General features: G+C 69.2%; 19 protein-coding genes. 12 read left to right on the top strand and 7 right to left on the bottom strand.

Going from position 1 to position 20,596, the window contains the following annotated elements:
* Positions 1-47 precede the first annotated feature (47 nt).
* Positions 48-194: a lmo0937 family membrane protein gene (locus tag U1701_RS13655; protein WP_267395103.1), complete on the bottom strand. Its 147-nt coding sequence runs from the start codon at positions 192-194 to the stop codon at positions 48-50.
* A gap of 201 nt (positions 195-395) precedes the next feature.
* On the opposite strand from U1701_RS13655, the gene U1701_RS13650 reads away from it, so the two are divergent.
* Positions 396-1,757, top strand: a complete 1,362-nt coding sequence (locus U1701_RS13650; RefSeq protein ID WP_332783117.1) for a leucyl aminopeptidase family protein — start codon at positions 396-398, stop codon at positions 1,755-1,757.
* Positions 1,758-1,802: 45 nt separating this feature from the next.
* Here the strand turns inward: U1701_RS13650 and U1701_RS13645 are convergent, their stop codons facing one another.
* A complete protein-coding gene (locus U1701_RS13645; protein ID WP_332783116.1) occupies positions 1,803-2,447 on the bottom strand; it encodes a hypothetical protein in 645 nt (214 codons plus the stop codon).
* A 150-nt stretch (positions 2,448-2,597) separates the two neighbouring features.
* Entirely contained in the window at positions 2,598-3,341 is a 744-nt protein-coding gene (gene tpiA / locus U1701_RS13640; RefSeq protein WP_443026058.1) for a triose-phosphate isomerase, read from the bottom strand.
* Between the two features lie 115 nt (positions 3,342-3,456).
* Here tpiA and U1701_RS13635 point away from each other — a divergent pair, with 115 nt between their 5' ends.
* Positions 3,457-5,406, top strand: a complete 1,950-nt coding sequence (locus U1701_RS13635) for a peptidylprolyl isomerase (RefSeq protein ID WP_332783114.1) — start codon at positions 3,457-3,459, stop codon at positions 5,404-5,406.
* Entirely contained in the window at positions 5,399-6,901 is a 1,503-nt protein-coding gene (trpE, locus tag U1701_RS13630; protein ID WP_332783280.1) for an anthranilate synthase component I, read from the top strand. The genes U1701_RS13635 and trpE overlap by 8 nt, the downstream gene beginning before the upstream one ends.
* 209 nt (positions 6,902-7,110) lie before the next feature.
* Here trpE and U1701_RS13625 read toward each other — a convergent pair whose 3' ends face one another.
* Positions 7,111-7,560: a hypothetical protein gene (locus tag U1701_RS13625; RefSeq protein ID WP_332783113.1), complete on the bottom strand. Its 450-nt coding sequence runs from the start codon at positions 7,558-7,560 to the stop codon at positions 7,111-7,113.
* Between the two features lie 115 nt (positions 7,561-7,675).
* On the opposite strand from U1701_RS13625, the gene U1701_RS13620 reads away from it, so the two are divergent.
* The 6 genes from U1701_RS13620 to lexA all read left to right on the top strand — a co-directional run bounded on the left by U1701_RS13620 (position 7,676) and on the right by lexA (position 12,971).
* Entirely contained in the window at positions 7,676-8,269 is a 594-nt protein-coding gene (locus tag U1701_RS13620; protein ID WP_332783279.1) for an anthranilate synthase component II, read from the top strand.
* A 106-nt stretch (positions 8,270-8,375) separates the two neighbouring features.
* Positions 8,376-9,368 (top strand): anthranilate phosphoribosyltransferase, encoded by a 993-nt coding sequence (gene trpD, locus U1701_RS13615; protein WP_332783112.1) that lies wholly within the window; start codon positions 8,376-8,378, stop codon positions 9,366-9,368.
* Positions 9,369-10,145, top strand: coding sequence for an indole-3-glycerol phosphate synthase TrpC (trpC, locus tag U1701_RS13610; RefSeq protein WP_332783111.1), 777 nt, complete (start codon positions 9,369-9,371; stop codon positions 10,143-10,145).
* Entirely contained in the window at positions 10,142-10,609 is a 468-nt protein-coding gene (gene moaC, locus U1701_RS13605; RefSeq protein WP_332783110.1) for a cyclic pyranopterin monophosphate synthase MoaC, read from the top strand. The genes trpC and moaC overlap by 4 nt, the downstream gene beginning before the upstream one ends.
* 450 nt (positions 10,610-11,059) lie before the next feature.
* Positions 11,060-12,244 carry a molybdopterin molybdotransferase MoeA gene (locus U1701_RS13600; protein WP_332783109.1) on the top strand — a complete coding sequence of 395 codons (1,185 nt, stop codon included), beginning with the start codon at positions 11,060-11,062 and terminating at the stop codon, positions 12,242-12,244.
* A 55-nt stretch (positions 12,245-12,299) separates the two neighbouring features.
* Positions 12,300-12,971 (top strand): transcriptional repressor LexA, encoded by a 672-nt coding sequence (gene lexA / locus U1701_RS13595; protein WP_332783108.1) that lies wholly within the window; start codon positions 12,300-12,302, stop codon positions 12,969-12,971.
* Here lexA and U1701_RS13590 read toward each other — a convergent pair.
* A complete protein-coding gene (locus U1701_RS13590) occupies positions 12,962-15,151 on the bottom strand; it encodes a ComEC/Rec2 family competence protein (protein ID WP_443026062.1) in 2,190 nt (729 codons plus the stop codon). The two genes, lexA and U1701_RS13590, sit on opposite strands and share 10 nt — an antisense overlap.
* A 58-nt stretch (positions 15,152-15,209) precedes the next feature.
* Here U1701_RS13590 and gltX point away from each other — a divergent pair, with 58 nt between their 5' ends.
* Genes gltX through U1701_RS13575 form a run of 3 tightly spaced genes read left to right on the top strand, consistent with a single transcriptional unit; the run spans position 15,210 to position 18,150 of the window.
* Positions 15,210-16,640 carry a glutamate--tRNA ligase gene (gene gltX, locus U1701_RS13585; protein ID WP_443026057.1) on the top strand — a complete coding sequence of 477 codons (1,431 nt, stop codon included), beginning with the start codon at positions 15,210-15,212 and terminating at the stop codon, positions 16,638-16,640.
* A 23-nt stretch (positions 16,641-16,663) separates the two neighbouring features.
* Positions 16,664-17,947, top strand: coding sequence for a citrate synthase (locus U1701_RS13580; protein ID WP_332783106.1), 1,284 nt, complete (start codon positions 16,664-16,666; stop codon positions 17,945-17,947).
* Entirely contained in the window at positions 17,947-18,150 is a 204-nt protein-coding gene (locus U1701_RS13575) for a hypothetical protein (RefSeq protein ID WP_332783105.1), read from the top strand. Before U1701_RS13580 ends, U1701_RS13575 begins: the two co-directional genes overlap by 1 nt.
* Here U1701_RS13575 and U1701_RS13570 read toward each other — a convergent pair.
* On the bottom strand, positions 18,112-19,509 hold the full coding sequence (locus U1701_RS13570) for a sensor histidine kinase (protein WP_332783104.1): 1,398 nt from the start codon (positions 19,507-19,509) through the stop codon (positions 18,112-18,114). The genes U1701_RS13575 and U1701_RS13570 overlap by 39 nt on opposite strands.
* Positions 19,506-20,564: a DUF2336 domain-containing protein gene (locus U1701_RS13565; protein ID WP_332783103.1), complete on the bottom strand. Its 1,059-nt coding sequence runs from the start codon at positions 20,562-20,564 to the stop codon at positions 19,506-19,508. Before U1701_RS13565 ends, U1701_RS13570 begins: the two co-directional genes overlap by 4 nt.
* Between the last annotated feature and the right edge of the window lie 32 nt (positions 20,565-20,596).

The following is a 20,596-nucleotide window of genomic DNA, read 5'->3' as shown; positions in this document are numbered from 1 at the left end:
CAATCCCGTTCTCCCGCCAGGGCGGGAGAACGGTGATCGGGTCGGCCCTAGACCGCGCGGCGGCCCGAAAACAGCTGGATCAGCCCGACGATCAGCGCGACGACCAGCAGGATGTGGATCAGCCCGCCCGCGATATGCAGCGAAAAACCGAGCAGCCAGAGCACGAGAAGGATGACGGCGATGGTCCAAAGCATGCGAAAAATCCTTTAACACTGGCCGTCACCCGACCCGACTAATCAACGTGGTTCGGCCAAGCCTGTTCCGATCCATGCAGATTTTGTTACGCCCCCGATCCGGGGTTCCGCGGCGCCCCACACGGTTGCGCGCAGACCGCATTTCTGGTTCGTTCCGGCGATGCTCACCACATCCAAGCGCACCGACGGACTGCCGTCGCGATGACCGACTTCTCCACTCTGCTCCAGCCCGACCGCGGACAAGCCGCGACCGCGATCACGCTCGTCGATCCCGCCGCGTTAGACGGGTGGTTGTTGGCGCAGCCGCCGGCGGTCCGCGCCGCGGTCGCCGGCCAGCGCTTCGCGGCCAAGCCCGGAACTTCGGCGATCCTCGCCACCGCGGACGGCTGGCACGTGGTCGCAGCGATCGGCGCCGGTCCGTGGGCGCTGGCGAAGCTCGCCGAGACCCTGCCCGAGGGCATATACCGGCTTCAGGATGCCGAACCGCCGCTGCTCGGGTGGCTGCTCGGGCAATACCGGTTCGAGCGTTATCGCAAGGCCGACGAGGCCGGCGCCCGCGTTCTGCTGACGCGCAACGTTGCGCAAATCGACCACGCCGTGCGCGTCGCGACCGCCACCGCGATGGTCCGCGACCTCGTCAACACCGGCGCATCCGATCTCGGCCCCGCCGAACTCGAGGCCGAAGCGGAATCGCTCGCCAAACGCCACGGCGCAACCGTGACGACGACGCGCGGCGACGCGCTGGCGCAAGGGTACCCGATGATCCACGCGGTCGGCCTTGCCGCCGCACGCGACCGCGCACCGCGGCTGATCGAGCTCGAATGGGGCGACCCCGCGCACCCCCGGATCGCGCTGGTCGGCAAGGGCGTGTGCTTCGACTCGGGCGGGCTCGACATAAAGCCCGCGGCGGGCATGCGCCTGATGAAGAAGGACATGGGCGGCGCCGCGCATGCGGTGGCGCTCGCGAGCCTGGTCATGGACGCGCGGCTTCCGGTCCGCCTCCATTTGCTGATCCCCGCGGTCGAGAACGCGATCGCCGGCGACGCCTTCCGCCCCGGCGACGTGCTCGCCACGCGCGCCGGACTGACCGTCGAGAACACCAACACCGATGCCGAGGGGCGACTGGTGCTCGGCGACGCGCTGACCAAGGCGGTCGAGGGCAACCCCGAACTCATCCTCGACTTCGCCACGCTGACCGGCGCAGCGCGCGTCGCCTTGGGCCCCGACCTGCCGCCGCTGTTCACCGACGACGACTCGCTCGCGGCCGATCTGATCGCGGCCGGACTTGCCGAAGACGACCCGATGTGGCGCCTGCCGCTGTGGGACGGTTATGACGAGATGCTCAAATCGGATGTCGCCGACCTCGTCAACGCGCCCGAAGGCGGCTTTGCAGGCGCGATCACCGCGGCGCTGTTCCTGCGGCGATTCGTGCGGCGCGACATCCCCTGGGCGCATCTCGACGTGTTCGCCTGGCGTCCGACGGGCACACCCGGACGGCCCAAGGGTGGCGAGGCCTATGCGCTCCGCGCGGCGTTCGCGATGCTGGCCAAGCGCTACGGCTAAACCGCCATACCACCCCGGCGAAGGCCGGGGGTGGTGCTTGGACAACTAGGTCGCGATCCGCCCGAACGGCAGGAGTTTATCGGCGAGCAGCTTCGCCTCCTTAACGTGCCCAGCGCGCAGCGGCACCAGAACGGCGGCGGCCGCCCGGCGGATGAAGCCGTCGATCGCGGTCGGCGCTGGCGCCGCGCTGGCGGTCTCGACCAGCGCGCGGCCACGCGGGTCCTCCGGATCAAGCTCGATGCGCAACAGTCCGGCTAACCCAGAGAACATCGCCCGGTTGCCGCCAAGCGCCACCGCCCGGTCGAGCGCGGCATAGCCCAGCGGCTTCTGCGCGCCGGCCGCCGCGCGCCCCATGAAACGCCCGAGCTTGACGATCACGCCGACATGCCAAGCCCCCAGCGCCGCCTGTGCTTCGGGGTTGCGCGGGAAGCGCGCGACCAGTGACTCATATTGTTTGCGGGCGGCGATCGCCTCGGTCCGGCTACCCGTCAACTTGGCACGATAGCCGACCGCCATCGCCTGCATCAACGCCGCCTCCTGATCCTCCGGCGCATGCGCCAGCGTCGCCCCGGCAACCGCGCTCGCCTTGTTGACGTGGGTCAGCGCGACGGCGCGGTCGCGATCGAGGAAGCTCGCGCGGGTCAGCAATTCCCGCGCCGTTTCGGCGCAAGCGGGGCTCGCCGCCGTCATCGCTGATACGCCCACGCACAGCGCAACGCATGTCTGAGTCCACCGGGCCATCACGCCTCCATCATTGCCGCATACGAAGGTCAACGTTCCGCCGTCCGAATCGGCCCGACCACGGTAAGACAGATGGCTTTACCGCGACTTAATCCAGGTTCAGATCGCGGCCGCGGCGGCGATGATCGGCACGAACTTCGCAGCCGTCAGGCTGGCACCGCCGACCAGCGCGCCGTCGACATTCTCGGTCGCCAGGATCGCCGCGGCATTGTCGCCGGTCACCGATCCACCATACAGGATCCGCACACCCGCCGCCGCGTCGCCGATCAACGCCTTCATTTTCGCGCGCGCGATCGCGTGGATCGATGCGATCTCTTCCAGCGTCGGCGTGCGTCCGGTACCGATCGCCCAGCGCGGTTCATAGGCGAGCGTGAACCAGTCGCCGTGCGCGTTGTCGGGTACCGATTTCTCGATCTGCGCCTGGACGACGCGTTCGGCGCGGTCGGCGTCGCGCTCGGCCTCGGTCTCGCCGCAGCACAGGATCACGTTCAGTCCCTGGCGATGCGCCGCCGCGGCTTTGGCCCAGGCATCGTGGCTGGTCTCGTGCTGGTCGGCACGGCGTTCGCTGTGCCCGACGATCGTGAAGCGCGCGCCCGCCTCCTTGACCATCGCCGCGGAGACACAGCCGGTGTGCGGACCGCTATCCGCCTCGTGCACGTCCTCGGCGCCGATCGCCAGCGCCGGAACGCGCTCGGCGGCGGCGGTGATCAGCGTGAACGGCAGCGCGACCGCGACATCGACGCCGGGCGCGGCGACCGCGGCCGCCTCGATCGCGTCGAGTTCGGCGAGCGCGGCGCGGCTGCCGTGCATCTTCCAGTTTCCCGCCACCATCTTGCGCCGCATCGCCATCTCCCTATCGTTTCCACGGTCGATAGCGCAGCGCCCGCACGGCACAAGCTTGAAGCGCGGCAATGCTCCCCGTAAAGCGTGGCCGTTCCATCCAGTCGATCGGCTCTTCATGCTCGCATTCTTTCGCCGCCTCACCAAATCCCGGGGCGGCATCATCATCACCTTCCTGGTGCTCGGTATCATCGCGATCGCGTTCGCGGCCGGCGACGTGACGGGCATCGGATCGACGGGCGGCAGCATCGCGGCGAACGACGTCGCCAAGGTCGGCAAGGCCGAAGTGACCGAGAACGAGGTCAAGAGCCGCGTCCAGACCGAGCTTGAAGGCTATCGCCAGCAGCAGCCGACCCTCGACATGGCCACCTACGTCTCGCAGGGCGGGTTCGAGGGAACGATGGAGCGGATCATCTCGTCGCTCGCGCTCGAACAGTTCGCGAAGAACCAGGGCATGGTGATCAGCAAGCGCGCGGTCGACGGGCAGATCGCCAGCATCCCGGCGCTGCAGGGTCCGACCGGCAAGTTCGACGAAAACCTCTATCGGCGCGTGCTCTCGGAGCGCAAGCTGACCGACGCGCAGATCCGCGGCGACATCATCCGCGACACGCTGACCCAGCAACTGATCCTGCCGACCAACGGTGCGACCCAGATGCCCGCACAGCTCGCCCTCCCCTACGCCTCGCTGCTGCTCGAAAAGCGCGCCGGGTCGATCGGCTTCATCCCGACCGCCGCCGTCCCTGCCGGTGCCGCGCCGAGCGACGCCGACCTGGCCACTTTCTACAACCGCAACGTCGCACGCTACACCGTGCCCGAGCGCCGCGTCGTCCGCTACGCGGTGATCACGCCCGACATGGTCAAGGCGCGCGCCGTGCCGACCGACGCCGAAATCGCGCAGCGCTATCAGCAGGATCGCGCCAAATACGCCGCGACCGAAAAGCGCACGATCACACAGGTCGTGGTCTCGGACCAGGCCGGCGCCAACGCGATCGCCGCGAAGGCGAAGGCCGGCACATCGCTGACCGACGCCGCGCGCGCCGCCGGGCTCGAGGCATCGGTGCAGACCGGCGTCGACAAGACCGCCTATGCCAACGCAACCTCGTCCGCGCTCGCCGACACGCTGTTCGCGGCCGCCAAGGGTGCGGTCGTCGGGCCCGTCCGCGGGCCGCTGGGCTGGACCGTCGCCAAGGTCGATTCGATCGATCAGGTTGCCGCGCGCACGCTCGATCAGGTCCGCGCCGAGATCACCACCGCGCTTGCCGCGCAGAAATCGGCCGCCGCGCTCAGCGACGTCCATGACAAGATCGACGACGCGCTCGCCAAGAACGCGACCTTCGACGAGATCGTCACTGACCAGAAGCTTCAGGCGCAGACCACCGCTGCGCTCACCGCGAGCGGCGCCAACCCCGACGCACCCGCCAGCCAACCCAACCCCGCGCTCGCCCCGCTCGTAAACGCCGCGTTCCAGGCCAGCGAAGGCGACGCGCCGCAGATGGTGCAGACCGGCAAGGACGGCAGCTTCGCCGTCGTCGGGCTCGCCCGCGTCGTCGCCGCCGCACCGCGGCCGCTGGCGCAGGTCCGCGACGCGGTGCTGAGCGACGTCAACGCCGACCGCAGCCGCCTGGCCGCGCGCCGTGTCGCCGGCGAGGTGCTCGCGCGCATCAACAAGGGCATGCCGCTGGCGCAGTCGCTCGGCGCAACCGGGCTGAAACTTCCCGCGCCACAATCGCTCAGCCCGACCCGCGCGCAGATCAGCAACAACCCACAGGGCGCCCCGCCCGCGCTCGCGCTGATGTTCGCGATGGCGCCGAACACCGCCAAGACGCTCGCCGCGCCCGACAACAGCGGCTGGTTCGTCGTCAAGCTCGACAAGATCGAGCGCGGCGACGCGTCGCGCACCCCGGCCGCGATCAACGCCGCCCGCGCCGGCATCGGCCGCGGTCTGGGTCGCGAATATAGCGAGCAGTTCGCCAGGGCGGTCCGCGCCGATGTCGGCGTCAAGACCGACGCCGCTGCGATCGCCCGCGTGAAGGCCGAACTGGTCAGCGGGGGTAGCTCCAATAACTGACGCATCGACGGCGGCAGCGGTCGCGGCGCTCGCCGCCGGTCGCCCCGCGCTCATCTGGCGGCGGCAGGTCGCGGACACCGAGACCCCGGTCGCCGCCGCGCTCAAACTGATCGAACCGGGCCGCGGCGACTTCCTGCTCGAATCGGTCGAGGGCGGCGAGATCCGCGGGCGCCACAGTCTGATCGGGCTCGCCCCCGACCTGCTGTTCCGCGCGCACGGCCAACAGGCGGAAACCAACCGCCGCTGGGCGACCGACCGCGACGCGTTCGAACCGTGCGCCAAACCCACGCTCGACGCATTACGTGCGCTGGTCGCCGAATGCCGTGCCGAGGTACCGCCCGAACTCCCCCGCGCGCTCGCCTGCCTGGTCGGCTATTTCGGCTATGAGACGATCGGGCTGGTCGAGACGCTGCCGCAGCCCGAGGCCGACCCGCTCGGCCTGCCCGACATGATCTTCGTGCGCCCGACGGTGGTCCTGGTCTTCGATCGCCTGACCGACGCGCTCTACCTCGTCGCCCCCGCCTGGCCGGGCGGTGACCCGAAAACGCTGGTCCGCGCCGCCGAGGACCGCCTCGATGCGGTCGCCGCCAAGCTTGCCGGAACGCCGGTGCCGCAACCGGTCCGCGCCCAGGTCGCCGAGCCCACCTACACCCCCGCGCTACCCCCTGGCCGCTACGGCGAGATGGTGGCGCGCGCAAAGGACTATATCCTCGCCGGCGACATCTTCCAGGTCGTGCTCGCGCAGCGCTTCAGCACACCGTTCGCGCTGCCGCCGTTCGAGCTCTACCGCTCGCTGCGCCGGATCAACCCGTCGCCGTTCCTCTACCACCTCGATCTGCCCGGCTTCGCGCTGATCGGCTCGAGCCCCGAGATCCTCGTCCGCGTCCGCGACGACGAGGTGACGATCCGCCCGATCGCCGGTACCCGCCCGCGCGGAAAGACGCCGGCGGAGGACGAGGCGAACCGCGTCAGCCTGCTCGCCGATCCCAAGGAGCGCGCCGAGCATCTGATGCTGCTCGATCTCGGCCGCAACGATGTCGGCCGCGCCTCGGCGCCCGGCTCGGTCAAGGTCACCGCCAGCTACGGCGTCGAATTCTACAGCCACGTCATGCACATCGTCTCGAACGTGGTCGGCCGCCTGTCGCCCGACAAGGACGCACTCGACGCGCTGTTCGCCGGCTTCCCGGCAGGCACCGTCAGCGGCGCACCCAAGGTGCGCGCATGCCAGGTGATCGCCGAACTCGAGACCGAACGCCGCGGCGCCTATGCCGGCGGCGTCGGTTATTTCTCGCCCGACGGGTCGATGGATTCGTGCATCGTGCTCCGCACCGCGGTGGTCAAGGACGGCACCATCCACGTCCAGGCCGGCGCCGGCATCGTCGCCGACAGCGTGCCCGAATATGAGCAGCGGGAATGCGAGGCCAAGGCCGGCGCGATCCTCGCCGCCGCCCGCGAAGCGGTGACGAGGGCTGGCGCGGCGGGCTTCGGGCAGTAAGCGCCCTAAACGCCGTCATCCTGACGAAAGTCAGGATCCAGAGCCCCAAACACCACCGCCCGTAACTCTGGATCCCGGATCAAGTCCGGGATGACGGCGGTGGTGGTCGAGGCCACCCTCGTCATCCCAGCGAAGGCTGGGATCTGCAGCGGCAAGCGCACAGCCAACAACGGGAGACCCCAGCCTGCGCTGGGCTGACGGACTGACCCTCAGGGCGCGGTCGTCTCCGACGCATTCGCCCGACGCTCCGCCGAATAGGCCTTAGCCCGCTGCAGCGAGCACCCCGACTGCCCACCAGTCCCGACCGCCGAACACGTATCCGGCAACCCGCCGGCCACCCGCCCGAGCTCGTCGAGCGACGCCGCGCGATTGACCCAGCTCTGGTTCTGCGCCGCGATCGGCTTGTCGTCGCGCAACGACTTCGGAATGCGATACGGCTGCTCGAGCGTCTGGCAAACGACGATCTCGTCGCCGGCGCTCTTCGGGCACGCCTGCCCCGCGCCCAGCGTGACGTTGCGGATCCGCTGCGGCGGCTGGCTCGCCTGCGCAGCGTCGGCCTGCGTGGTGGTTGCGGTCGGGGTCGGGGCGGGCGCGCGGGTTTGCGCCGACGCGAGCCCGGGCAGGGTAACAAGCGCAGCGAGGATAACGGTACGGAACATCAGGGCACTCCTTTGGCCGAACAACGTCCACTGCACCGCATTGCTCCACCCTGAATGCATGACGCCCGCGGGGCAATATCATTGCACGATCACCGCCATCGGCTATGGCAGCGCGATGATCCTCGTCATCGACAATTACGACAGCTTCACCTGGAACCTGGTCCATTATCTGATGGAACTCGGCGCCGAGGTCGAAGTCGTCCGCAACGATGCAATCTCCGCGGGCCAAGCGCTGTCGTCGGGCGCCGACGCGTTCCTGATCTCGCCCGGCCCCTGCACCCCCAACGAGGCGGGCGTCAGCCTCGACCTCGTCGCCGCCGCTGCCGATGCGGGCCGCCCGCTGCTCGGCGTGTGTTTGGGTCACCAGGCGATCGGCCAGCATTTCGGCGGCCTGGTCGAACGCGGCGGGCTGATGCACGGCAAGACCTCGCCGGTGCTGCACGACGACACCGGGCTCTATGCCGGCCTGCCCTCGCCGTTCCAGGCGACCCGCTATCATTCGCTGATCGTCAACGCGGTGCCCGACACGCTCGTCGTCAACGCGACCGCGCAGGACGGCACCGTGATGGGCTTCCGCCATGCGACCCTCCCGATCCACGGCGTCCAGTTCCACCCCGAGAGCATCGCCACCGAACACGGCCACGCGATGCTGGCGAACTTCCTGAAGATCGCAGGCGTGCCGGTGACGACGCGCGAGGTAGAGGCGTGAGCCCCAACCGCGCCGTTCTCCCGCGAAAGCGGGAGCCCAGGGTTGCGCAAGGTGTCGCCCGTGACTCCTGGACCCCCGCCTTCGCGGGGGAACGGACGGTGACAGAATGACCACCCTCACCCTCCTCCCCGACCCCTCCACCCCCCTCGCGCGCGAGTCCGCGCGCCAGGCCTTCGCCGACATCCTCGACGGACGCGCCAGCGACGACGCGATCGCCACCTTCCTCACCGCGCTCTCCGACCGCGGCGAGACCAGCATCGAGATCGCCGAAGCCGCACGCGCGCTCCGCGACCGCATGATCCCGATCGCCGCGACCGCCGCGGCGATCGACGTCTGCGGCACAGGCGGCGACGGCCACCACACGCTCAACGTCTCGACCGCGGTCTCGCTGGTCGTCGCCGCGTGCGGCATCCCCGTCGCCAAGCACGGCAACCGCGCCGCCTCCAGCAAATCCGGCGCTGCCGACACGCTCGAGGCGCTCGGCCTCGACATGGACCGCGCCGGCGCCACCGCGGAGGCGAGCCTCGCCGATATCGGCATTGCCTTCCTGTTCGCGGCGAACCACCATCCGGCGATGCGCCGCATCGCGCCGATCCGCAAACGCATCGGCCGCCGCACGATCTTCAACCTGATGGGCCCGCTCGCCAACCCCGCCGGAGTCACGCGGCAGCTGATCGGCATCGCCCGACCCGACTATGTCCCGCTTTATGCCGCGGCGCTCGAACAGCTCGGCACCCAAGCCGCGATCGTCATCGCCGGTGAAGAAGGGCTCGACGAGCTGTCGGGCGCCGGCCCTAGCATCGTCGCCAGCATCGGCGCCGTCGACCTGCCCGCGCGGGTCACGCCCGAAGATGCCGGCCTGCCACGCCACCCGATCGAAGCAATCCGCGGCGGCGATGCCCAGCACAACGCCGCCGCGCTGCTCGCGCTGCTCAACGGCGAACCCGGCGCGTACCGCGACGCCGTGCTGCTCAACGCCGCCGCCGCCCTGATGGTGACGGGCACCGTGACGACCCTCACCGAAGGCGCCGCCCGCGCCGCCGAAGCCCTGGACGAACGCCGCGCCGAAGCGCTGCTAACCCGTTGGATCGCCTACTAAATGACCATGCTCGACCGCATCCTCGAAACCAAGCGCGCCGACGTCGCCGCGCGCAAGGCAACGATCAGCCTCGCCGATATCGACGCCGGCATCGCGCGCGAGACCAAACCCCGCGGGTTCCGCGCCGCACTGGACGCCAAACCCGGCCACGCGCTGATCGCCGAGGTCAAGAAGGCGAGCCCGTCCAAGGGCCTGATCCGCGCCGATTTCGATCCCCCCGCGCACGCCCGTGCGTACGAGGCCGGCGGCGCCGCGTGCCTGTCGGTGCTCACCGACGAACGCTGGTTCCAGGGCGCCGATTCCTACCTGACCGCCGCGCGCAACGCGGTGTCGATCCCGGTGCTGCGGAAAGACTTCATGGTCGACCCGTGGCAGGCGCCCGAATCGCGCAGCCTCGGCGCCGATGCGATCCTGTTGATCGTCGCCGCGCTGGCCGACGCGCAGATGGCGGAGATCGAGGCCTCGGCGATCGAATGCGGCATGGACGTGCTCGTCGAAATCCACGACGCCCACGAACTCGAACGCGCGTTGAAGCTGAAAAGCCGCCTGATCGGCGTCAACAACCGCGACCTTCGCGACTTTTCGGTCGATTTCCGTCGGACCTTCGACCTCGTCGCGCTTGCGCCGAAGGACTGCACCTTCGTCGCCGAGAGCGGCCTGACGACGCGGGCCGATCTCGATGCGCTCGCCGAAAAGGGCGTCCATTGCTTCCTCATTGGCGAAGCGTTGATGCGGCAAGACGATATCGAAGCCGCCACCCGCGCGATCGTCGGATGACCGGCCTCACGCATATCGATGCCGAGGGCGCCGCGCGGATGGTCGATGTCGGCGGAAAGGCGGTCACGACTCGTATCGGCGTTGCCAGCGGCCGCATCACCATGTCGCCCGAGGCGGCGGCTGCGATCGCGACCGGCACCGCCAAGAAGGGCGACGTGCTCGCCGTTGCGCGCGTCGCCGGCATCATGGCCGCCAAACGCACCAGCGACCTGATCCCGCTGTGCCACCCGCTGCCGCTCACCTCGGTCGACATCGCGCTCGCGGTCGACGACACCGGCGTCACCGCCACCGCGACCACCGCCACCGACGGCAAGACCGGCGTCGAGATGGAAGCCCTGACCGCGGTCTCGGTCACGCTGCTGACGATCTACGACATGGCCAAGGCGATCGATAAGGGCATGATCCTCAGCGACATCCGCCTCCTCTCCAAACGCGGCGGCAAATCGGGCGACTGGACCGCCTGAGGGTCCACAACCGTTCCCCGGCGAAGGCCGGTGCCCAGTTGGGAAGGCTGTAGTAACGGAGCGCCGCCCTTCGTCACCGCCGTTGCCCAACTGAGCCCCGGCCTTCGCCGGGGAAGTGCTACCTGAAAGGCGCCCCCCACCCCGTCATCGTGACGAAAGTCAGGATCCATGGCCACAAGCGCGACCGTCCGCAACCCTGGACCCCGGATCAAGTCCGGGATGACGAATGTTCAATCATGCCCGTACTCCGCGCTGTCCTACACGGTCCGAATATGTCAGCCCTGACGGTATGACGTGCTGCGCCGCCCTTCCCCGAACCCGATCCGCCCCACGCGCTCTCAACATTCGCGCGGAAAATCCCCGCACGCGCAGCGACGGTCTCAACATTCGGCCCGCAAAAACCGTCTACCGCCTCAACATTGACAACATTCGCGCCGGAACAGACCCCAAATGACCGCCCTCCTCCCCGTCGCCGAAGCCCAATCGCGCCTGTTCGCGATCGCGACTCGGGTCGGCGCCGAAGCCGTTCCGTTGCGCGACGCCGCTGGCCGCTGGGCCGCAGAGGACATCCTCGCCGTCCGGACCCAGCCGGCTGTCGATCTCTCCGCGATGGACGGCTATGCGATCCGCTTCGCCGACATGCCCGGCCCCTGGACGGTGATCGGCGAAAGCGCCGCCGGCCGCCCGTTCGACGGCGCGGCGCAGGCCGGCGAGGCGGTCCGCATCTTCACCGGTGCCGCGATGCCCGCGGGCACCGACACCGTGCTGATCCAGGAGGAGGCCGCGCGCGACGGCGCAGCGCTGGCCCTGTCCGGCGAAGGCCCACCACGCCACGGCCGCAACACCCGCCGCAAGGGCCTCGACTTCACCACAGGCGACCGTTTGATCGCCAAGGGTGACCGCCTGACCCCCGCCCGCATCGCGGTCGCCGCGACCGGTGGCCACGGCACGCTGTGCGTCAACCGCCGCGTCCGCGTCGCCGTCGCCGCGACCGGCGACGAACTCGTGCCGCCCGGATCGACCACCGACGCCACCGCGCTGCCCGAATCCAACGGCATCATGCTCGCCGCGATGCTCGCCGACCTGCCCGTCGACATTGTCGATCTCGGCATCCTGCCCGATCGGCTGGAGGCGCTGCGCGACGCGTTCGCCGGCGCCGCGTGCGACCTGCTCGTCACCACCGGGGGCGCGTCGGTCGGCGACCACGATCTCGTCCGCCCGGCGATCGAGGCCGCCGGCGGCACGATCGATTTCTGGCGGATCGCGTTGCGCCCGGGCAAGCCGATGATGGCAGGCCGGCTCGGCGATGCGACCGTACTTAGCCTGCCCGGCAACCCGGTCTCGGCGTTCGTCACCGCGACGCTGTTCGTCCGCCCGGTCGTCGCGCACATGGCCGGCGCCCGCGATCCCTTGCCGCAGACTACCCACGCGCTACTCGGCGAGGATATCCCCGCCAACAACGCGCGCACCGACTATCTGCGCGCCGAGCTCCGCGACGGCCGCGCCTATGCCTCGACGATCCAGGACAGCTCGATGCTGCTCACGCTTGCGCGGTCGACCTGCCTGATTGTCCGCCCCGGCAACGCCCCCGCCGCCGTCGCGGGCGACTCGGCGGAAATCCTAGTGATCGCTTGACGCCGTTAACTTTGTTCCGTAGAAGTTCCTTGTCTGTTCCGGACGGAGGATTGCCATGCTCACGCGTAAACAGCACGAGCTCGTCTGCTTCATCAACGATCGCCTCGAGGATACCGGCGTGTCGCCGTCGTTCGAGGAGATGAAGGACGCGCTCGACCTCAAGTCCAAGTCGGGCGTCCACCGGCTGATCAGTGCACTGGAGGAACGCAACTTCATCCGTCGCCTCCCCAACCGCGCCCGCGCGCTGGAAGTGCTGCGCATGCCTGAGCGCGCGGAAAAGAAGGTGGTGGAAAGTGCACCCCCCGCCCCCGCGAACATCAAGTCCGCGCCGCAACCGGCCAACGACGTCATCGAGATCCCGCTCCACGGTCGCATCGCCGCCGGTGTGCCGATCGAGGCGTTCGAGGGCTCGTCCATGCTAGCCGTCCCCGCCGCGTTGCTCGGTTCCGGCGAACATTATGCGCTCGAAGTCTCCGGGGATTCGATGGTCGAAGCGGGCATCCTCGACGGCGACTATGCGTTGATCCGCCGTACCGAGACCGCCCGCGACGGCGAGATCGTCGTCGCGCTGATCGAAGAGAGCGAGGCCACGCTGAAATATTTCCGCCGCGAAGGCGCGATGGTCCGCCTCGACCCCGCCAACCGCGCCTACGACCCACAACGCTATTCGCCCGCGCAGGTCCGCGTACAGGGCAAATTGTCGGGCATCCTCCGCCGCTACGATTGAAGATGGCGGCGAGTGCCCGGTTCTCCCGCCAAAGCGGGAGTTCGGAGTACCGACGGCACCGCCGGCGACACATCCCGCCACGGGTGCCGATCTCCGGCCTCCAAAACCGTCGTCACCCGACCCGTGCCCAACGTCACCGCCACCCCACCCGTCCGCCGCAGCATCCCCCGGTCCAGCCGCAACCACCGCGGCGAACACCGCCTCGGCAAGGCGCGTTCGCTGACAACGATATCCGCCCCCCGACACGCTGCGATCAACTCGGCCGACGGCACCAGATATACGCTCCGTGTCGCCAGGATCCGCCACCGCCGTCCCCCCGCCGGGATGTCGGTCATGCACAAATCCCGACTGCACCGCGCATCGGGCTGGTCCGCCAACAGCAACGGCTCGCCGTCCAGCCCACCATTCTCGGCGAGCGTATCACGAACATAATCCCCCGCCCGGTCCCGCAACAGCGCCAGACCCGCGGCAGTCCGCACCGCGACATGCCGTCCATCCCCGGTCACCAGCAGGTCAGGCGCCGGCGTGGCTAACGCCCAGCTCGCCCCGAACAGCACCGGCAGCACGCCGAGCCGCCGCCACTTGGTCCGCCACAACGCGATCCACAGCCCCCCGCCGATCATCGCCGCATAGGCTCCCTCCGGCATCGCCGGCAGTGCCCGCACCGCTCCCGGCGCCGCCGCGACCGTCCGAGCAATCCACAGCAGGAGGTCAAGCGTGTGCTGCACCAGCCACCACACCGGTGCACCAAGTCCTGCCGCGTCCAGCACCAACGCCAGCGCCTCGAGCGGCATCACGACAAAGGTGGTCAGCGGGATCGCCACGATATTCGCGGCCGCTCCGTACAGCCCGGCCTTGTGGAAATGATACACCGCGATCGGCATCAGCGCGGCCTCGACGACGATCCCGGTCAGCAACAGCGACGCCACGCCGCGCATCAACCGGCGTACGGCCCCCTCCTCATGCGGTCCGAACACCGCCTTGATCCGCGGATGCTCGTGCAGCGCGACGATCGCCGCGATCGCCGCAAACGACAGCTGGAAGCTCGGCCCCGCCAGTGCCTCTGGCAACGCGACCAGCACAATCACCGCGCCCGCCGCCAGCGCACGCAACGTCACCGCCTCGCGACCAATCGCCAGCGCAAGCAGCACCAGCAACGCCGCCACACAACTGCGGATCGTCGGCACCTGGCTGCCGGTGAGCAGCGTATAGCCGATCGCCGCAGCAGCGCCCGCCACCGCGGCCACCAGCGGCAAGCGAACACGCAGCGCCAGCCAAGGGCTAAGCGCGAGCAGCCGCATCACGACCAGCATTGTCGCCGCCACCGCCGCGGTGATGTGCAGCCCGCTGACCGACAGCAGATGCGCCAACCCCGCGCGCCGCATCGCTTCCGAATCGTCTTCGCCGATCGCGCCGACGTCGCCGGTCGCGAGCGCCGCAGCGATCCCGCCCGCGCTGCCGTCGAGCCTGTCGGTGATATGCGTCGACAACCGACCGCGTAGCCCCGAGCCCTTCTCCGCGGCGGTCGTTACCGTGACGGGAGCGAACCCGCGACCCGTCGCGCCGATCCCTGCAAACCACGCGACACGGGCGAAGTCATAGGCGCCGGGCACCGCCGGCAACGGCGGCGGCATCAACCGCGCACGCAACCGAATGACCGCACCCTCACCGAGCCCGCGCGGCACATCGGCCTCCGCCAGGTTCACGCGCAGCAGCGGCGGCAGCGTGATCGCATCGCCCCGCGTATCGGTCGCCGATCCGCTCGGCGCCAGCGTCAGGCGGACGAGGTCCCGCGCTGCGAGCGGCTCGACCCGTTCGACGCGGGCCGCGAACGTCGCGACCATCGTCCGCGCGAGCACCGGCGCCGCAACCCGGTCCGACCGCGCCCAGACCAGCGCCAACCCCAGCGCCGCGGTCAGCGCGCCCACCGCAACCGCCCGCGCCGCGCGCCCACCGCGCCCGACCGCGAGCCCCGCCAGCCCCACCGCCCCCAGCGCAAGCATCGCCACCCGCCACGCCACCGGGTCCGGCAGCACGAACCACAGCGCGATCCCCGCCCCCAGCGCCACCGGCAGCCACAGCACGAGCTGGTCGCGCTCCGCCTCCAGCCAGCGCTCGATCGCACGACCGCGCTCCGCCGCCCATCGCGGCACGCCCATTTGTCGCCGCACTAGGGCCATGCTAGGGGCGGCGACGGCGGTATTCGCCATCGTTCTTACAGTCTGGGAGCACCCGCGATTGGGCGCAACATCTGAAACGCATGCAGCGTCGCCTGCATCCGTGGTTACCCGTTTCGCCCCGTCGCCGACGGGGTTTCTCCATCTCGGCGGTGCACGCACCGCGCTGTTCAACTGGCTCTATGCCAAGGCGAACGGCGGCACGTTTCTGCTGCGCATCGAGGACACCGATCGCGTCCGCTCGACTCAGCCTGCGATCGACGCGATCCTGGACGGCATGCGCTGGCTCGGCCTCGACTGGGACGGCGACGCGGTGATGCAGTTCGCGCGCGCCGAGCGGCACGCCCACGTCGCCCACGAGATGGTCGCCAGCGGCCACGCCTATCGCTGCTACATGACCAACGACGAGATCGCCGAGATGCGCGCCGAGGCGCAGGCGGCAAAAAAGCCGTTGCGCATCCGCAGCCCGTGGCGCGACCGCCCGGCCAGCGAAGCGCCCGACCGTTCGCACGTCGTCCGCCTGCGCGCGCCGCTCGAAGGAGCGGTGACGATCCAGGACCAAGTCCAGGGCTCGGTCACGGTGCAGAATGCCGAGATCGACGACATGATCCTGCTCCGGTCGGACGGCACGCCGACCTATATGCTCGCTGTGGTGGTGGACGACCACGACATGGGCGTGACGCACGTCATCCGCGGCGACGATCACCTCAACAACGCGTTCCGCCAACTGCCGATCTACCGCGCGATGGGCTGGCCCGAGCCGGTGTACGCGCACATCCCGCTGATCCACGGCCCCGACGGCGCCAAGCTGTCGAAGCGTCACGGCGCGGTCGGGATCGAGGCGTATCGCGACGAGATGGGCATCCTGCCCGAAGCGTTCGACAATTATCTGCTCCGGCTGGGTTGGGGGCATGGCGACGACGAGATCATCAGCCGCACCCAGGCGGTCGAATGGTTCGATTTGGCACATGTCGGCAAGAGCCCGTCGCGGTTCGACCTGAAGAAGCTCGAAAATCTCAACGGTCATTACATCCGCGAAGCGGACGACGCGCGTCTGGCGGCATTGGTCGCCGACCGACTCGGCCATACGCTTCCGGACGGCGGTCTGGCGCTGCTCACCCGCGCAATGCCGTCCCTGAAGCCCCGCGCGGCGAATCTGAACGAGCTCGCCGACGGTGCCGGATTCCTGTTTTCCGTGCGTCCGATCGCGATGGATGACGGTGCACGGGGGCTTTTGAGCGACGAAGCGAAAGTGCTTCTGTCCAATCTCCACGCTGCCCTTGACGCGGTGCACAACTGGGATACGGAGGCGCTCGAAGACGCGGTACGGCGTGTGGCCGAGGAGCGGGGCGTCAAGCTCGGCCAGGTCGCACAGCCGCTTCGCGCCGCGCTCACGGGACGCAAGACGTCGCCGGGCATCTTCGATGTGCTCGATCTGCTCGGGCGCGAGGAAAGCCTGGCACGCATCGCCGACCAAAGCGCGTCGGCCTGAAGATTCCAAGGAAGGATAACAGCATGAGCGAGACCGCAACCCTGGCCGTCGACGGCAAGGACGTCGACCTTCCGGTCATGTCCGGTACCGTCGGCCCCGACGTGATCGACATCCGCAAGCTCTATGCGCAGACCGGCGCCTTCACCTACGATCCCGGCTTCACCTCGACCGCGAGCTGCAAGTCCGACATCACCTATATCGACGGCGATGAAGGCGTGTTGCTGCACCGCGGCTACACGATCGGTGAGCTGGCCGAGCAGTCGAACTTCATGGAAGTCTGCTATCTGCTGCTGAACGGCGAACTGCCCAGCGCCGCTGAGCTCGACACATTCACGCACACGATCACGCGCCACACCATGGTGCACGAGCAGCTCGCGACCTTCTTCCGGGGCTTCCGTCGCGATGCGCATCCGATGGCGATCATGTGCGGCGTCGTCGGCGCGCTCAGCGCCTTCTACCACGACTCGACCGACATCCACGATCCGGCCCAGCGCGTCATCGCGTCGCACCGCCTGATCGCCAAGATGCCGACGATCGCCGCGATGGCGTACAAGTACAGCGTCGGACAGCCGTTCCTGTATCCGGACAATTCGCTCAGCTACACGGGCAACTTCCTGCGGATGACGTTCGGCGTTCCGGCCGAGCCCTATGTCGTCAACCCGATCGTCGAAAAGGCGATGGACCGCATCTTCATCCTGCATGCGGATCACGAGCAGAACGCGTCGACCTCGACCGTCCGTCTCGCCGGTTCGTCGGGCGCCAACCCGTTCGCGTGCATCGCCGCCGGCATCGCCTGCCTGTGGGGTCCCGCGCATGGCGGCGCCAACGAAGCCGCGCTCAACATGCTGCGCGAGATCGGCACCGTCGACCGGATTCCCGAGTTCATCGCGCGCGCGAAGGACAAGAACGATCCGTTCCGCCTGATGGGCTTCGGCCACCGCGTGTACAAGAACTACGATCCGCGCGCGGCCGTCATGCAGACGACGGTCAAGGAAGTGCTCGGCGAGCTCGGCGTTACCGATCCCGTGTTCGACGTCGCGATCGAGCTCGAGCGTCTGGCTCTCAGCGATCCGTACTTCATCGAGAAGAAGCTGTTCCCGAACGTCGACTTCTATTCGGGCGTCATCCTCTCGGCGATCGGCTTCCCGACCTCGATGTTCACCGTGCTGTTCGCGCTCGCGCGCACGGTCGGCTGGGTCGCGCAGTGGAACGAGATGATCACCGATCCCGACCAGAAGATCGGCCGCCCGCGCCAGCTGTACAACGGTGCCGGCCCGCGCGACTACACGCCGATCGACGCGCGCTGATGCGTCGCCTCCGGCCGATCCTGATCGTCGTCGGCGTGCTGTGCGCGCTGATGGGGATGCTGTGGATCGGTCAGGGGCTGGGCTACGTCCATTGGCCGCAGTCGAGCTTCATGCTCGATCAGCGGCCATGGGCGGATCGCGGCGCAGTCCTGGCCGTGCTTGGACTAGCGCTGATCCTCGCCGCGCGGCGCATCCGTCGGTAACGTCAGCTTGAACCGCGCGCCCTGCCCGGGCGTGCTCTCGACCGTCAGGTCTCCTTGCATCGCCCGCGCAAGCCGCCGTGCAATATAGAGCCCCAGGCCGTTACCGCCGGCCTCGGATGGATCGACCCGCTCGAACTTCTCGAAGATCCGTGCCTGGTCCTCGGGGGCAATGCCCTTCCCCTGGTCGGCAACGACGACGGATACCGCGCGGTCGCGCGGTTCGACCGCTACGGTCACCTGCGATCCGGCTGGCGAATACCGCACCGCATTGCCGATCAAGTTGACGAGTATCTGCAGCACGCGGCGGAAATCGCCCTGCGCCCATGTGAGTTCGTCCAGGGCCGGTCGTGCGATCGTTACGTCCGCGTTGCCAGCCCGCACGCTCAACAACCCCGCCGCGCGCCGCGCGACGTCGGCAATGTCGATCCGTTCGACAGAGATCGTAAAATCCGGTCGCTCGACCGCCTGCAGATCGACCAGGTCGTTGACGAGCTCGAGCAGATGCCGTCCCGCGCTCGCGATATCGGCGGCATAATCGGCATAATCGGGCTGCACGGGGCCGTCGGCCTGTGCGTTGATGCTGTCGGCATTGGCGACGATCCGCGCGAGCGGCTTGCGCAGCGCGCGGTCGAGCCCGCCGGTAAACGTGGGTGACAATGGCGCCTCCACCGGGGCCGCCGCCGGGACCGCTTCCGGATGTACCATCCGCGCCGCGCCGACGAAGCCCGCGAACGCGCCCGTCCTGTCGTGTCGCACCTCGGCGCTCAGGATTACGGGACGGTCGGACCCGCGCAGTCGCGCCGGTTGCGCGGTCATCGCCCGGCGCCGCGCCAGCGAATCGAGGATCGGCAACGCGCCGTCGGTGCCGCTGTCGAGCGCGAACATCGCGGTCAGCGGCTGGCCGAGCAGCGCGAACGCGTCGAACCCGTGCCGCGGTCCGGCATCGAGCGATACGAAGGTCAGGCACAGCGATGCATCGGTTTCCCACCGCCAGTCGGAATCGCTCAGCAGGAACGCCGCACGTGCCTCGTTCGCGGGGCCGATCGGCCGCCACAGCTGCACCTCGCGCCAGCCGCTCACCGCCAGCCGGATCGTGTCACCATCCGGTTGCGCGCGAACCCACAAATCGATGTCTGCCTCATCGTCCGCGATCACCACGCCGCGCGAGACGATCACGCCTAACCGGCGCGCGAGCCGCGTGATCGTCGCCAGCTGCGGGACCGCGAGCCGCTGCCCCAGTTCGCCCCCGGCACGCTGGTTAAGCGCGATCAACGCCGGATCGGCGGACTGCAACACGCCGTTGGCCCCAACCACCGCATGCGCGACGGGACTCTCGGCAAAAGGATCGAACGCGTTCATCGCGGGTCCGAACGCGCCAACGCGCGCATCGCCGCGCGGAAATCGCGGTGGAGCGCCAGCGGCGCAATTGCGGCACGCGCCTCTGCGACCGTAACCGCCGCGATCGCGTCAAGCGCGTCGGCGAACGCCTCGATATCGCGGCGCGGGTCGGCGTCGGACAACGCCAGCCCGATCCGGGCGATCGTCGGCCGATCCAGATCTGCGGCGCGCAAAGCCAGCCACAGCCGGTCGCCGTCCGGCTCCAGCACGATCCGCCGTGCCTGGTCGAAATCGATGCCGATCGCGTGCGCCAGTACCGCGACGAACAGCGACAGCCGCCGGTCGCCGATCGCCTCGACCAGCAAAGCCGGCAGTTCCTCGGGGCGCGCGTCGATGGCGGCAGCCAGCCGCATCGCCACTGCCTCCGGCCGGTCACCTTCGTCATGGGCGCTCAGACACCGCAACGCCGCGTCGGCGATAGCCTGATCGGTCGCTGCGATGCCGTCACGCAGCCCCTCACGGACCGCGGCGGCGATCCACCAGACCAGCCGGTGGTGGAGCTCGGCGGGCAAGTCGCTGCCCAGCACGATGCCCGCCTCGTTCGCCGCGCGACGGCGGCTCTCGCTGGCGAGCAATGCGTTGGCGGCCGACGCGACGACGCGGTCGGGTACGCTTGCCAGGCGCACGAGCAAGCTCGATTCATCGGGTCCGGCGATCGCGACCGGCAGCGCGTCGGCGATCAGATCGTGACGAACGCGCGCGATCAGTTCGTCCATCAGTTCATCGTCGTGGAGCAGGTTTGCGCGCGTCAGTCGCGCGACGACCCGGCCACCGGGCTTCAGCATCGTTTCGCCACGCGCCGGATCGCCGCCGTTCGCGAGCAATCGCGCGGCATGGCGACGGATATCCGTCTCGATCGCGTCGACGATCCCGCCCAACACACGCGCCAGCGCCAGCCGCGTCCGCTCGTCGAGCCGGGTTTCGGCGTCGAGGAAGAAGTCCGCGATGGACACCGCCAGGCGTGCCTCGGCGCGGACGCGCGCCTGCTCGGCCCGCGACACGGCATCGAAACGCATGGGAGCGGAATCACTCACGGGGTCTTGGCCGA

The organism is Sphingomonas rhamnosi, from assembly GCF_036663615.1.
Lineage (GTDB): Bacteria > Pseudomonadota > Alphaproteobacteria > Sphingomonadales > Sphingomonadaceae > Sphingomonas.
The sequence above is the reverse complement of the archived record's forward strand: the minus strand, read 5'-3'. Positions and strand labels throughout refer to the sequence as shown.